The organism is Bacillus sp. FSL R5-0397 (assembly GCF_038593395.1).
GTDB classification, from domain to species: Bacteria; Bacillota; Bacilli; order Bacillales; family Bacillaceae; genus Bacillus; species Bacillus altitudinis.
The window spans coordinates 315283-330492 of sequence record NZ_CP151992.1; the positions used below are offsets into that span (position 1 = coordinate 315283).

Below are 15210 nucleotides of genomic sequence, written 5' to 3' on the forward strand. Positions count from 1 at the left end.
CCTTTTTTGAATCATCAAGTCATTACAACAGGAGGTGGCACTGCATGCGATATTTTCGTTTTTTATCAGAGACGAGGCAGCACGATATTTTTTTAAAGCGGCCGGCGGCAGTTCATTCATTGACGCCAAGGCATGTACTTGCGCATGCATTAGGTGCTACTTTGTATATGCCTGCGACAAGACAGGATGTAGCAGACATGCTGCTTTCGCAGAAATATGAAGCGCTTTGCTCTGTTGTGTTTTGCTTGGAGGACGCCATTGGTGATCAGGAAGTGGACATGGCTGAACAGAATATAGTGGCACAATTGACCTGCCTTTCTGAGACAATTCATCACTCTCCAGAAATAGCTGAGCATTTGCCGCTTTTATTTATTCGGGTTCGTTCGCCCAAACAGTTGCTCAAAATGGCAGATTTGCTCGGTCCCTCTCTTCATTTACTGACTGGTTTTGTGTTTCCAAAGTGCTCCGTTCACAATGCAAAGGAATATGTGGACAGTTTGAAACAGGCTTCAGCACAAACTCAGAAAACACTATACGGAATGCCCATTTTAGAAACACCAGATTTATTAGAAAAAGAAACGAGATATCAGGTGTTGTCTGAATTAAAGCAGATCATGCTGAATGATGAGGAATATATTTTGAATATTCGCATTGGGGCAACGGATCTGTGTGGATTATACGGCATTCGCCGTGATCGCGAGACCACCATTTATGAGATCAGAGTCATTGCTGAGTTGATCACAGATATCATCAATTATTTTGGTCGTTCTTTTGTGATATCAGGAGCTGTATGGGAGCATTTTGGACCGGCACGAAAAGAACAAAATCCATTCATCCGTGCAATTTCTAAGAGCGGTGAGTCTTCCTCATCTGAACTCGATCATATGCAAGGTCTGCTCAAAGAGACAAGGCTGGATGTGGTAAACGGTATTCATGGCAAGACAGTCATCCATCCAACGCATCTCAAGCCAGTTCAAAGCATGTACGTTGTCACAAAAGAAGAGTACATGGATGCATTAAGTATTTTAGAGCATGCAGATGGTACAGTCGGCGTGATGAAGAGTACCTTCTCTAATAAAATGAACGAAACGAAGCCGCACTATCGCTGGGCGGAAAACATTTTAATGAAGTCAGACATTTACGGGGTGTTTCATGAAAATAGAAGCTATATCGACATACTCACAGAATCAGAAGCCGCATACGCTGAACATCTTGGAACATATGGAGGTGGAGCTTAACCTCAAAGGGGGTACGCTTCAGCTTGAAAAAGAACATCTTTTTGACATGGCGGCACGGGTGAACAAAAAGAGAGCCTTTTTATTTGTTAGTAAGGTGCTCGGGAAACATATGCCTGGTCACCCGTTGAAACCACTCCTCGTCTCAGGTCTTTTGGCAATGGCTTATGCAAAAGAACAAACAGGTAAGACGCCCCCGCATCAAGACGATATAGTAGAAGCACTAAAAACGAATGATCATGTTAAGTTAACCGAAGCCTATGCTGTGCTCAAAAAAGAGAAGCTTTCTGCGGTAAACGAGCCGATTGTGATCGGCTTTGCTGAAACGGCAACTGCGCTTGGTCATGGTGTGTATGACGTCATAGAAGGAGCATCTTACATTCATACGACACGTGAACAGCTGTTGGATCTTGATCCTTCACTCGTATTTGAAGAGGAACATTCTCATGCGACAGATCAGCTTTGCTACGCAGACGACGCCTTACTTCGGACGGATCGCCCGATAGTGCTAGTAGATGATGAGGTCACGACAGGCCGGACAAATATGAATATCATTCGGGATCTGCACGCAAAGCACCCTAGATCCTCTTATACGATTCTATCCATTTTAGATTGGAGAACAGAGGAGCACGAGGAAGCGATGCTTCAGCTTCAAGAGGAGCTAGGTGTAAATATCACATCATTATCTTTATTAAAAGGGCAGATGATGTTTCGGGGGACAACGCTGGATGAGCCTGCTTATTCGTATGAAATTGCTGCGCAAGAGAAAAGACCTGAACTCTCTTTTCATTCTCTTCAATCCTTCTTTAAGCAAGTGCCATATTCACTTTCCCATGCAGTCAATCCGGCGGGGCATTCGCCGTATATCCATGAAACAGGTCGTTTCGGTTTAAGCGCAGCGGACACGGATGCCATTGATCAAGCAGCTGCTGAGGCTGGGCTGAAGCTTCAGCGAGAACGAAAAGGAAAACAGACACTCTGCTTAGGAACAGGAGAATTGATGTATGTGCCGATGAGACTTGCAGCTCATATGGGCGAAGGTGTCCTTTTTCATTCGACGACAAGAAGTCCGATTCATCCGGTTGAAAAGGAAGGGTACGCTGTTCAAAACGGATTCGCATTTTTGAGTCCAGAGGATGCCCGCATTCAGCACTACGTTTACAATATCCCTAAAGATCAGTACGATGATGTCTTTTTGTTTTTTGAGAAAAAGGTGTCTCAAGAAGCTTTGATGCCGCTGATCCACTTATTTGCTGAGCGGCATGTGAAGCATGTGCATATTGTGACTTTATCAGATGAGGTGAAGGTGAATGGCTAACGTGTATACAAAGATGGGAAGCTATCCAGAGCAGGACGTAACCTTCTTACTCAAGGATTTATCGTCGATTGAGATGGAGAAAAGTACAGAAGAGCGGGAGCGCTCTATTCAGAGCGGTGCCCATTACTCAGAAATGCTGCCAATTGAATATAAGCCGACGGCATCTTATATGGACTTATTCTATCAATCTCTTGAAGAAAGTAAGCAAAAGGTAGCGGAAGCCGTAGCGGTTGTCGCAGAACAAATTGTGAAAAAGCGAGGCTTTCAAACCGTTCTGTGCAGCTTGGCACGGGCTGGGACACCAATCGGGGTACTCATTAAACGGTATATCAGAAAGACGTATGGTCTCGATTTGCCGCATTATAGCATCTCTATTATTCGTGACCGTGGAATAGATGAAAACGCGCTGCATTATATCCTCAAAGAACATCCAGGTTTTGAGATTGCCTTTATTGACGGTTGGACTGGAAAGGGTGCTATTTCCAAAGAGCTTCAAAAAGCGGTGCTTGATTTTGAACAGAAATATGGAATTCGTCTTTCGAGTGAGCTAGCTGTGCTTGCTGATCCTGGTTATTGTACGAGTGTTTACGGAACGAGAGAGGATTTCCTCATTCCAAGTGCCTGCTTGAATTCAACGGTCTCTGGCCTAGTTAGTCGAACGGTGCTAAACAACCGCTGGATCCATGCCGATGATTTCCATGGGGCCAAGTATTATGAAGAGCTCATTGATGAGGATGTCTCTAATCTGTACGTGAATACAATTGAAGAAGCATTTTCTGAACTTAAGGCAAATGTACAAGAGAAAGCAGAGACTCTGCTCGCACAAGGAACGCCTCCTGACTGGCGGGGGATGACCTCCATTGAAGCAATTGGTCAGGAGTTCAAAATAGACAATACACATTTGATTAAGCCGGGTGTCGGTGAGACGACCCGTGTGCTGCTCAGAAGAGTCCCTTGGAAAATACTCATTCAGCCTGGATCTCGGGAGAAGCTCAAGCACATTTTACTACTCGCAGAGGACAGAGGCGTGCCCGTCATTGAATATGCCAACATGTCCTACACATGCTGCGGACTCATCCGCCCGTTGGAGCAATCGTCATGAAGAATATCGCATTTGCCAGTGATTTAGACCGGACACTGATATACTCACATCGAATGCTTGAGCAGTATGCATACAAGGGAGCATACGAATTAATTGAGGTGCTGGACGACCGGCCGCTTTCCTATATGTCTATTGAAACGAAAGCCTCCTTACAGGCAATTCATCAAGCAGGCTGGTTTATCCCAGTGACGACAAGAACGACAGCACAATTTGAACGAATCACTCTCTTCCAGCAAGAGATCAAACCAGAGTATGCCGTCACGACAAACGGCGGCTGTATCCTTCATCACGGCAAGCCGCTTGAGGAGTGGCAGGCGATTGTAGATGAGAGACTGCAAGAGTGTATGCCGGTGAGAGATATGCTGCGGGCGATCTCTGAACTTCCGGTTGCCGCTTGGGTGAAACGTACTCGAACAGCTGAGGGAAGATTTCTTTATTTAATTATGAAAGACGAGTTTCTTTCTCATATTCCGCTCGCTGAATTAAGGCTGTGGGGTGAGGAGAGAGGCTGGCAAGTTTCCCTTCAAGGCCGGAAACTGTATTTTATTCCAAAGCCGCTCAATAAGTGGGCTGCTGTTGCTTTTCTAAAAGAAAGGCTACACCTTGAATATGTATATGGTGCGGGCGACTCCTTGTTAGATGCTGATCTCATACGTCAAGCGGATAAAGGCTTCGCTCCGAGTCATGGGGAAGTCTTAGATGTTGATCTATCGCTTGAACCGACGACAGCCTCTGGCATGGCGGCGGCAGACGAAATCGCCGCTTCTGTCGCAAAGAAGATGAACACAGCAAAAAAGCCTTCGATTCGATAGCAGAAGTAGAAGGCTGAATGATATGATAGTAGTAGCTTTCGAGAAAATATAGGAGAAAGGAAGGAGCGGCGTGAGCTATAAAGAAATCAACGTAACCCAGACACGGGCGAAACAGGAAGCCTGGAAAAACCTGCTGAAAAAGCCGCTCCCTGAACGAGATGGCTACGTCAAGGACGAGCACACTTTATCCTTGCCGCGTCTCGCTGCCCGCGTCCTTGGAACTCCGCATGATGCAACCGATTATTTTATTTATTTACATGAATTATACGAAACTGACGGCATGCATATTTTAAGTGAAACCCTCAACCGGCATATTGAGCCGGAGCACTTTCAAGCGCTCCAGCGGATTCATATGATCAATCAGGAAGAAAAGGGATTGTCCGTGAATCGATTTGTGGCTTTCTTAGACGGTGAACAGCTCATTGTCCGTCATCCAAACCCAGTGATGAACCGGCATATTCGCCTTTCGTTAATCCAGGTGTTTGAACATTTCAAGCAGCTGCATGAAGGGGGATTCCAGCATCCTGATTTCCGCCGCGTGCTGCTAGATGTAGTGAAGTTTTCAAATAATCATCTAGGACCATGGCTGAAGGAAGGCAATTTGGAAGAAAAAATGCCAGCTGTCATTTGGTATGGAGAGGCGAATAAAAGTCAGCTTTATTTTCTTTACTATGTCATGCTGATTGGCTGTGATGTGGTGCTGTTTCATCCAGAAGGCAAGGATCAATTTCGTGAATTAGATTCAGAAGAAAAGCTGACTTTTATTGATCAGTATCCAGGGACGTCAAAGCTTGAACCGTTCCCTACTGAAAAGCCTGAGAGGAAATCAACGGTGGCATATCGTTCGACAAGAGAGCTTGAAGAGGTACTTCACACAGAAGATTCCATGCTGTATAAGCCATGGCAATTTAGAGATCATACCCCTCATTCTATTACGCTAAAGACAACGTATGATGAGCTGTTTTTAATTGCAAAGGAACGGTCGTTTATCCGCCCGAATTTCAAAGCAGACCGTGACACCATACAGATTCCGAATCTTTTTGCGAAGATGATGGGGGTGACGAGAGACAAGCGAGAATATTGGGACCGTATCCATACGCTAATGGAGGGGAAAGAAACGAAAACGATCCGTCATTTCCCTTTCACACAAGAAGTGTCTTCGAATTATCAATTTCATTATCAGCATGCACTTTCTAAAGCAGGAGAAGTTGACCCTGATTTGTTAATGAAAAGCAATGTGTGGCAGTTCTCGCATTTGTATGAGGGCACGCAGCGTGCGATCGCAGAGGCCATTTCTCGAATTTGTCAGCATCCGAAGCTGTTAAAAGAAGGTCATGAGACCGAATTAGATGTGCGTATTTATTTATTCAAGCAGCTTTTGCATATGAACCAAGATGTAATTGAACTCATTCAAACCTTTGATTATGCCCAGACTGTACCGAAAGTGATTTTATACCATACGGAATATAATGGTGAGCTGACTCGTTCTGATGCGGCTGCCCTGATTTTCCTAAATGAAATGGGTGTGGATCTCTTCGTCTATCATCCCGCCGGCTATCAGTGTATAGAGCGGTATATAGACGATCAATTATTTGATACACATTGGCTTGATGAAATGGTCATGAACCAAGAGTTTAAAGAGCCGTCCATTGTGAGAAAGTTATTTCAATCCATTAAAAACCGATAAGGAGATCAAAGCTAATGACAAATACAAACGGAAATGACATCATTTCAATTGATAAAGAGGAAATCACGATTGAAAAGGCAGACGATATTCGCGTTCAGCTGCGCAATGAACCAGAAGTCCAAAACATTGCGAGACAGATTGATGCCAAAAATCAGCTTGAACTGCTTGAATACGGAAAACAGCCGGCTGTCGAAATCTCTAAGTTTTCTGACCGTATCCTCTCTATGATGCGTTCAACAAGTGTCACAGACTCAGGAACGATGCTTACACAGCTTGGAAAGATTATGGATCGTTTTGATAAAAATGATTTTGACGAGCCAAAGGGCGGTTTGTTATCAAAAATCTTTAAACGCGGCGGCAGCATGATTGAGAAGATTTTCAGCAAATATCAAACGCTCGGTGCAGAAATTGAAAAAATCAATGTGGAAATTAGTAAATACAAAGATGAAATGACCAAATCGACGGTTACGCTTGAAGAAATGTATGAGCATAACATTCAATACTATATGGAGCTTGAAAAGTATGTCGTCGCAGGGCAAATGAAGATCGAAGAATTAAAACAATTGGTTCCTTCTTATGAAGAAAAAGCGGCGGGGGGAAACCAGCTGGCACAAATGGAGCTGGATACGCTTCGTAATGGGATTCAAGCGCTTGAAGAACGTGTATATGATCTTGATATGGCACGGATGGTGGCACTTCAAACCGCACCGCAAATCCGTTTGCTACAGCGTGGTAATACGAAATTAATCGGGAAAATTAACTCTGCCTTCATCATTACGATTCCAATTTTCAAAAATGGAATCATTCAAGCGGTAACAGCGAAGAGACAAAAGCTTGTGGCTGATTCCATGAGTGAGCTGGACAGAAGAACGAATGAAATGCTGAAACGAAATGCTGAAAATATCTCAAGTCAAAGTGTTGAGATTGCTAAATTATCAGGTCGTCCAAGCATCGACATTGAAACGATCGAATCATCCTTTAATACGATTGTACAAGGGATGAAAGAGACGAAGCAGATTGAAGAAGAAAACAAACGATTACGTGAGGACGGAACAAAACGTATGCTTGAACTTCAAGATAATATTAAGAGAGCTGCCCTAGAGTCCTAAAAAAACAGGCTGTCTGTAACGAAAGTTGCAGGCAGTTTTTTCATGAATTTGATTAAAATTTGAGAAAAAAGGTTTTTATGTGACCTTTTTCGGGTAAATCCTGTTCAGGGGCATGGTTCATCCATGAAAGAAAAAGCCCGCTACCACAAGGATTCGACTTATTTTTTAGCACAATAAGGAATTTCCAGTAAAATATTGTCTGGTGAGAGAAAATACCCCGTAAAATATGTAGTTTATGAAGCATTCTATAGGATTTACGAGTAATACGGCGTATAAACTGTAATCACCAGACCTCTATATGGAATTCATACATATTGTACGGAAATAAGCGAATTCTAAAGATTGTTCGCATCATAACGCTTATGTTACGGTTATAAAGATGCTAATTTGGAGGGAAAAAATGAATTCTGAAGAGAGAAAGATCAAAATCAAGATAAATAATGTATCTAAAATTTTCGGTAAAAATGCTAAAAAAGCATCTCAAATGCTTGAAAAAGGGAAGACAAAAAGAGAAATCCTAAAAGAGACCGGCGCAACAGTTGGTGTCAATCGAGCAAATTTTGATGTGTATGACGGCGAGATATTTGTCATCATGGGGCTATCAGGGAGCGGAAAGTCCACACTTGTGCGGCTGCTGAATAGGTTAATCGAACCAACCTCCGGCGAAATTTATATTGATGGGGATATGATAACAAATATGTCAAAGGATCAATTGCGTGAAGTCAGACGGAAAAAGATCAGCATGGTCTTCCAAAACTTCGCATTGTTCCCGCATCGTACCATTCTGGAGAATACAGAATACGGGCTTGAATTGCAAGGTGTAGAGAAGGATCAGCGCCGCTCTAAAGCGCTTGAATCTTTAAAGCTTGTTGGACTTGAAGGTTTTGAAGAGCAGTACCCAAATCAATTAAGTGGCGGTATGCAGCAGCGTGTTGGATTGGCACGTGCACTAGCTAATGATCCTGATATTTTGTTAATGGATGAAGCGTTCAGCGCACTAGATCCATTAATTCGTAAAGACATGCAGGATGAATTGCTTGAGCTTCATACGTCTGTAGGAAAAACAATTATTTTCATCACGCATGATTTAGATGAAGCGCTTCGTATTGGCGACCGCATTGTCCTCATGAAAGACGGGAATATCGTTCAAATCGGAACACCAGAAGAAATTCTGATGAACCCATCGAACGAGTATGTTGAACGTTTCGTTGAAGATGTAGACCTTTCTAAAGTATTAACCGCTGGTCATATTATGAAACGTGCAGAAACAGTTCAGATTGATAAAGGGGCACGTGTTGCGCTCACGCTCATGAAGAACCTTGGTATTTCGTCTATCTATGCAGTAGATAAGAAAAAGCATTTATTAGGTGTTATTTCTGCACAAGCAGCGAAAAAAGCGGCAGAAACGGGTGCGTCGCTAGAAACTGTTCTCGATAAAGAATTTACGACAGTATTGGAATCAACGTATTTAACAGAGATCTTTGATGCAGTATCTGATGCGGCAAATATTCCAATTGCCGTTGTAGATGAGAAAAACAGAATGAAGGGTATTGTGGTCAGAGGTGCATTGATTGGTGCATTATCAGGAAATGATGAATATATCAACATGTCTTCTAACAAACTAGAGGAAATTAAAACACAAGAGCCTTCTGCACAGGAGGTAGAATAAGATGTTTAGTATGAGTGATTTACCTAGAATTCCGTTCGCGGATTATATCGATCAATTTGTTGACTGGTTAACATTAACCTTTGGTGGTTTCTTTGATGGCATCACAAATGGATTAGCTGGAACAGTAAATGGTATTGTAGCTGCACTTGGCGTCATTCCATCTATTATTTTAACGCTTATCTTTGCCGGCATTGCTTGGTGGATCAGTACAAGAGGAGTTGCTCTTTTCACACTTATTGGATTCTTACTGATCGACTATTTAGGCTATTGGCAGCCAATGTTGCAAACACTTGCGCTCGTTCTGACAGCTGTGGTCATTTCTATCGTGATCGGGGTTCCGATCGGTATTTGGGCATCACAGAAGGAAACGGTGCGTAAAATTGTCACACCTATTTTAGACTTAATGCAGACAATGCCTGCATTCGTATACCTTTTACCAGCGATCTTCTTCTTTAACATCGGAGTAGTACCTGGGGTTGTGGCATCGGTTATTTTCTCTATGCCGCCAACGATTCGTATGACCATTCTTGGGATTAAACAAGTACCATCTGATTTAATTGAAGCAACAGAAGCTTTTGGTTCAACGACATTCCAGCGTTTGTTCAAAGTTCAGCTTCCACTTGCTACAAAAACCATCTTAGCTGGGATTAACCAAAGTATCATGCTTGCTCTATCCATGGTCGTCATTGCGGCAATGGTTGGTGCACCAGGACTTGGTTCGGAAGTATATAGTGCAGTAACGCAGCTGAAAACAGGGATTGGTTTTGAAGCTGGTATTGCCATTGTTATCGTAGCGATTACACTGGATCGTATTACACAAAACATTAAAACGAAAAAAACCAGGGGGAATGCTTAATGTGGAAAAAGTCTCTCTACATTGGGATGACCGCCCTGCTTGTCTTTTTACTAGCCGCTTGTGGTGCACAATCAGATTCAAATGCAAGTGCAGCACAGCAAGTGAATAAAACGATTATCGGTATTGATCCGGGTTCAGGTATTATGGCGCTGACGGATCAAGCGAAAAAGGACTACGGTTTAGAGGATTGGACGGTTGTGTCTGCCTCAAGTGCAGCGATGACAGCGACATTGAAGAAATCGTATGACCGTAAAAAACCGATTATCATCACTGGCTGGAATCCTCACTGGATGTTTTCCCGCTACGATTTAAAATATTTAGATGATCCGAAAAAATCATATGGTGAGGAAGAAGAAATTCACACCATTTCACGTAAAGGATTTGCGAAGGATCAGCCGGAAGCAGCCAAAATGCTCAGTCAATTTAAATGGTCTCAAGATGATATGGGCGAAGTGATGCTTGATATTCAGGATGGCGTCAAACCGACGGATGCTGCTGTTAAATATGTGAAAAAGCATAAAGATCAAGTAGCGAAATGGACAAAAGGCGTGAAAAAGTCAAACGGTGACAAAATCAATCTTGCCTACGTTGCGTGGGATAGTGAGATTGCAAGTACCAATGTGGCCGCAGAGGTATTGCGTGAACTTGGCTTTAAAGTGACCTTGACTCAGGTTGAAGCGGGCCCAATGTGGACAGCAATTGCAACCGGAAGTGCTGATGCATCATTATCTGCATGGCTTCCAAATACGCATAAAACGTATGCAGCGAAGTTTAAAGGAAAATATGATGACCTCGGTACAAGTATGAAGGGTCTTCGCATGGGTCTCGTTGTTCCGACTTATATGAAAAACGTCAACTCGATCGAAGATTTGAAAAAATAGCCAATTGTATAACAGTTCCCTTATAATAGAAGGGAGCATATGGAAAAAGCAGTCTGCTCAAAAAGCGACTGCTTTTTCTTATATATAAGGATGGTGGATGAGTTGTCGATGGTGGAAAAACCAATGATGATTTTCCTGCACGGTGGAGGCGTAAGCAGCTGGATGTGGCAGGAGCATATGGAAATATTCAAAGAAACGTATGAATGCTATACCCCTGATTTTATCGGTCACGGGACAAGAGCAAATGAAACGTCGTTTTCCATGCGAGAAAGTGCTTTTGAAATCATTTCATGGATAAAGGAGCATGCACATGGTCGTACAGTCATTCTAATTGGCTTCTCTCTAGGTGCACAGGTAGCCGTTGATGTGTTATCGAGAGAGCCAGACATCGCAGACATCGCCATTATCAATAGCGCCCTTGTGTTGCCATTACCATGGCTCTATTTGATGGTAAGGCCCATTTTACCTCTTACATATCCGTTATTAAAGAAAGATTGGTTCATCCAGCTGCAAGCAGAAAAGATGGGACTTCCAAACGATGTACTGGATCATTATGCAGCGGATTCCAAACAATTGCAGAAGAAGACGCTGCTTACGATGTTTCAAGAAAATCTTCATTACAAGCTCCCTGAGACGTTTCAACAAGCGAAGGCACGGATTCTTGTGACAGTGGGAGAAAAGGAAAAGAGCATTATGACTAGGTCAGCAGAAAAAATCACGAATGCACACCCGAATGCAGCCGGGTTCATCGTTCCTGACATTGGACATACGTTTACTTTTGAAAAGAAAGAACTTTTTGTCGACATGATCAAAAGCTTTATAGAAGAGCGTGCGTTACCAGCGGAATTAAAGGAAATAAGGAAGCTAGGCCATTTAGAAAGTGAAGATGAGCATAAAAGGGGCAGGCATGTATAAGACATTGTATGATATAGGTATAAAACGCTTACAGATGAATGGGTATATGGATGGAAGCTTGTAAGTGAGCCATGAAGGAGGAAGCATGAGTAAAAACTATATCATATTTGGTGCGAGTCAAGGATTAGGGGATGCCTTTGTAAAAGGTCTTCCTTCAAGTGGAGATACAGTATGGATTGTGTCACGAAGTGAACCAAGCAGTTTGAACATAGACGATGGAGTGCGTAGAATTTGGCTGAAGATCGATTTATCAAGCCAAACTCATATCCCTTTTATGCTCGAAGCATTGAAGGATCAGACAATTGATGTACTCATTTATAACGTCGGTTTATGGGAGAAACGCGGCTTTGAAGATGATTATTCTTTCGATCTTGATCAACCGGAGGATATCGCTCATTTAATCAATGTGAACGTTACCTCAACGATTACCTACATCCAAGCTCTGCTTCCGCACGTAAGGACATCTGAGAATGGAAAGATCATCGTCATTGGTTCTACTGCGGGACTTGACCATACGAATTTGTCTCAGGTTTCTTTTGTTGCTTCTAAATTTGGGCTTCGTGGTATTGTGAACGCACTAAGAGAGCACGTAAGGAAAGATAAAATATCCGTTACCTGTATCAATCCAGGAGAGCTGGCGGCAGAAGTTCCGTACGAAGATGGCGCTGAAAAAGCCATTGCTCTGTATGATGAAACGAGAATACCTGTACAAGATATTGTCGAGCTGGCGAGATGTGTCATTCATCTATCCAGGGTGTCCTGTGTGAAAGAAATCAATGTACCGGCAATGACAGATGTGAATGCGTAAAATAAAGGAGGCCACCCGCTTCAGGAAAGACGGGTGGTTTTTTTATTTTACGATGAATGCTGCTGAAGTGTTTCGTATACAGCTTCCGTCAAAATCTCAATGCCGGTCAAAATCGCAGAGCGATCGAATGTCATATAAGGGTGATGAAGCCCAGGTTTTAAATCACAGCCTAAACCGAGCATCGTCGATTTAATATGAGGAAGCTTTGCTGCATAAAAATGAAAGTCCTCTCCGCCTGTCGTCACGATCGGTGGATCGAGCTGTTCTTTACCTAGCACTTGCTCTATAGCATGTGACATGATCTCCACAGCTTCTTCATTTAATGTCGCAGCTGGAAGACGATGATCAGTTGAAAGTGTGATAGAGGCGCCAAAAGCATCCGCTACAGAATGGCATGCTCTTTCAATTTCCTTTTCTAATTCATCCATCACTTCGTTTGTCTGTGCCCGAACGTCGAGTGTAAAAGAGGCCTTGCCAGGGATGATGTTGGAGCTGCCGCCGCCTGCATTTAAATTGGTCATTTTCACAGAATGGGCGACTCGTGGATCGACATGGATATGTGCCAGTCTCTGCACAAGCGTAGACGCAACTTCGATGACGTTGACCCCAAGGTGCGGGCGTGCACCGTGTGCTTCCTCCCCTAGAATGGTCCCGACGTAATGATTACTTGATCCGTGCAAAATGGCAGGAGCGCAGCGTCCGTTTAAGGTTTCTTGAATTGGGCGCACATGCACCCCGTATAAATAATCGACGTCAGCTAACACACCTTTTTCGATCATCTTTAAAGCGCCGCCGCCTCTTTCTTCGGCAGGCTGAAAAATGAATCGGATCGTGCCACTTGGAAGTTCTTTTTCTTTCAATGCCATGAATGTACCAAGTGCCATCGTCATATGTGCATCGTGTCCGCATGAATGGTTGGCTTGAAATACACCATCTACTTCCTGCCACAGTGCGTCAATATCGGCTCTCACAGCAACCACTGGTGCGCCTTCCCCAATTTCACCGATTACCCCTGTACAGTCTTCAAATGTTCTCGTTTTACAGCCTAATTTCTTTAATAGAGCTTCAATATAAGCTGTCGTATTTGTCTCTTCCCAGCTGATTTCTGGATGGGCGTGCAGATGTTCAAAGATGTCTGTCACGGTTTGTTTCATCTCGTTTGTCAAAGTTGTCATGAGAAGCCTCCTTGCTGACAGATAATCTGCCAAAACATTCTTTTAGTGAAATAATATTGATCTTAAATATCATCAGTGTTTATAATATAACACATCATTTGATTATTCAGAAAATTAAGTGAAATTCCGATCGGGACAAAGGGGTTTTGACAGATGAAAACAGCGACAGTATCAGCACCTGAGAAACAAAAAAGAAAACTTCAGATGCCGGATGCGTATGTACTCTTATTTATGATTGCTTTAATTTGTACGATCGCAACGTATTTTGTACCAGCAGGTGAATTTGATCGGAAAACGTCAGGAGAGATCACAACAGCTGTTCCTGGCAGTTATCACCGTATTGATCAATCACCAGTTAGTCCGGTTGGTTTTTTTACAGCGATTCAAGAAGGGATGGTTGGTTCATCCTCTATTATTTTTCTGATTCTTTTTACTGGCGGAACCATTGCGATTTTGGAAAAGACAGGTGCCATTAACGGGATGATTCACAATGTCATCAGCCGGTTCCAAACGAAACAGCTATTGTTTATTTGTATTGTTGGCGGATTGTTTTCTGTACTTGGGACGACCGGAATTGTGGTGAACTCGGTCATTGGCTTTATTCCTATTGGGATCATTGTGGCACGTTCTTTAAAGTGGGATGCAGTGGCGGGAGCGGCGGTTATTTACATCGGCTGTTATGCAGGTTTTAACGCAACCATTTTGTCTCCATCTCCTTTAGGTTTATCACAAACGATTGCAGAACTGCCGATTTTTTCTGGTATTGGGCTGCGTGTCATCATTTATCTTTGTTTTCTTCTATCTAGTATTGTGTACATCTATTTGTATACAAAACGCTTGAAAAATAAAGAAAAGGGAAGCCTTCTTGGTGACGAGTGGTTTCCAGCTAAAGGGCTAGGAGGAGCTGATGCGGAATCTGTGGACAAGCCTGAATTCACCGGTAGACATAAGCTGATTTTAGCGGTGTGCGGTTTGTCGCTTGGGGGTTTTTTATATGGTGCGCTTCAGCTCGGCTGGACCGATAAGGAAATGGCTGGTGTGTTCATTTTCATGGCAATTGCTGCTGGCCTGCTTGGGGGATTAGCTGCCAATGATATTGCAAAAACGTTTATTGTCGGCTGTCAAAGCCTTGTATACGGCGCACTCATTGTCGGCATGGCACGCTGCATTTCAGTCATTTTGGAAAATGGCAAGCTGCTTGATACTGTGGTGAATGGGCTTGCGAGTATGCTGACAGGGTTTAGTCCAATCGCTGGTGCGATCGGCATGTATATCGCCAGTGCGCTCCTTCACTTTTTGATTTCATCAGGATCAGGAGAAGCGGTTGTCTTTATACCGATTCTTGCGCCGCTTGCTGATTTAATGGGTATCACGAGACAAGTAGCGGTAGAAGCAGTGATGCTCGGTGAAGGGGTGGTCAACTGCGTGAATCCGACTTCAGGTGTGTTGATGGCTGTCTTGGCTGCAAGTGGGATTCCTTACGTGAAATGGCTGCGTTTTATGGTACCGCTTGCGCTCATTTGGTTCGTCATCGGCCTTGTCTTTATTTGTATCGGTGTCATGATCAATTGGGGACCTTATTAAATAAGAGAGAAGCTGCCAAAGAGTGTTTGGCGGCTTTTTTCTTATGAGAAAATGTATGA

At 43.3% G+C, this 15210-nt stretch carries 13 protein-coding genes; 12 read left to right on the top strand and 1 reads right to left on the bottom strand.

Annotated features, from left to right (window positions below; translation table 11 throughout):
* Positions 1-44 precede the first annotated feature (44 nt).
* From NSQ70_RS01695 to NSQ70_RS01745, 11 genes are all read left to right on the top strand, one after another.
* Positions 45-1238 (top strand): HpcH/HpaI aldolase/citrate lyase family protein, encoded by a 1194-nt coding sequence (locus NSQ70_RS01695; protein WP_058336319.1) that lies wholly within the window; start codon positions 45-47, stop codon positions 1236-1238.
* On the top strand, positions 1222-2553 hold the full coding sequence (locus tag NSQ70_RS01700) for a phosphoribosyltransferase family protein (protein ID WP_326111586.1): 1332 nt from the start codon (positions 1222-1224) through the stop codon (positions 2551-2553). The genes NSQ70_RS01695 and NSQ70_RS01700 overlap by 17 nt, the downstream gene beginning before the upstream one ends.
* The gene (locus NSQ70_RS01705; protein WP_163116265.1) at positions 2546-3655 is read left to right on the top strand and encodes a cysteine protease StiP family protein; all 1110 of its coding nucleotides are present in this window, start codon (positions 2546-2548) and stop codon (positions 3653-3655) included. The genes NSQ70_RS01700 and NSQ70_RS01705 overlap by 8 nt, the downstream gene beginning before the upstream one ends.
* Entirely contained in the window at positions 3652-4467 is an 816-nt protein-coding gene (locus tag NSQ70_RS01710; protein ID WP_034647502.1) for an HAD family hydrolase, read from the top strand. The genes NSQ70_RS01705 and NSQ70_RS01710 overlap by 4 nt, the downstream gene beginning before the upstream one ends.
* 70 nt (positions 4468-4537) lie before the next feature.
* Complete coding sequence (locus tag NSQ70_RS01715) at positions 4538-6154, top strand: YceG family protein (RefSeq protein WP_342502392.1); 1617 nt, start codon at positions 4538-4540, stop codon at positions 6152-6154.
* Between the two features lie 14 nt (positions 6155-6168).
* Positions 6169-7263: a toxic anion resistance protein gene (locus NSQ70_RS01720; RefSeq protein ID WP_024719000.1), complete on the top strand. Its 1095-nt coding sequence runs from the start codon at positions 6169-6171 to the stop codon at positions 7261-7263.
* 400 nt (positions 7264-7663) lie between these two features.
* Positions 7664-8932, top strand: coding sequence for a glycine/proline betaine ABC transporter ATP-binding protein OpuAA (opuAA, locus tag NSQ70_RS01725; protein ID WP_135010189.1), 1269 nt, complete (start codon positions 7664-7666; stop codon positions 8930-8932).
* A 10-nt stretch (positions 8933-8942) separates the two neighbouring features.
* Entirely contained in the window at positions 8943-9788 is an 846-nt protein-coding gene (gene opuAB, locus NSQ70_RS01730) for a glycine/proline betaine ABC transporter permease subunit OpuAB (protein ID WP_024718999.1), read from the top strand.
* Positions 9788-10669 carry a glycine betaine ABC transporter substrate-binding protein gene (locus tag NSQ70_RS01735; protein ID WP_041091220.1) on the top strand — a complete coding sequence of 294 codons (882 nt, stop codon included), beginning with the start codon at positions 9788-9790 and terminating at the stop codon, positions 10667-10669. Before opuAB ends, NSQ70_RS01735 begins: the two co-directional genes overlap by 1 nt.
* A 39-nt stretch (positions 10670-10708) precedes the next feature.
* On the top strand, positions 10709-11584 hold the full coding sequence (locus NSQ70_RS01740; RefSeq protein WP_024718997.1) for an alpha/beta hydrolase: 876 nt from the start codon (positions 10709-10711) through the stop codon (positions 11582-11584).
* Positions 11585-11669: 85 nt separating this feature from the next.
* Positions 11670-12392, top strand: coding sequence for an SDR family oxidoreductase (locus tag NSQ70_RS01745; RefSeq protein ID WP_058336326.1), 723 nt, complete (start codon positions 11670-11672; stop codon positions 12390-12392).
* A gap of 47 nt (positions 12393-12439) precedes the next feature.
* Here the strand turns inward: NSQ70_RS01745 and NSQ70_RS01750 are convergent, their stop codons facing one another.
* Positions 12440-13567: a M20 peptidase aminoacylase family protein gene (locus NSQ70_RS01750; protein ID WP_135010187.1), complete on the bottom strand. Its 1128-nt coding sequence runs from the start codon at positions 13565-13567 to the stop codon at positions 12440-12442.
* 153 nt (positions 13568-13720) lie between these two features.
* On the opposite strand from NSQ70_RS01750, the gene NSQ70_RS01755 reads away from it, so the two are divergent.
* Positions 13721-15151 carry a YfcC family protein gene (locus NSQ70_RS01755; protein WP_007498311.1) on the top strand — a complete coding sequence of 477 codons (1431 nt, stop codon included), beginning with the start codon at positions 13721-13723 and terminating at the stop codon, positions 15149-15151.
* The last annotated feature ends 59 nt before the right edge of the window (positions 15152-15210 follow it).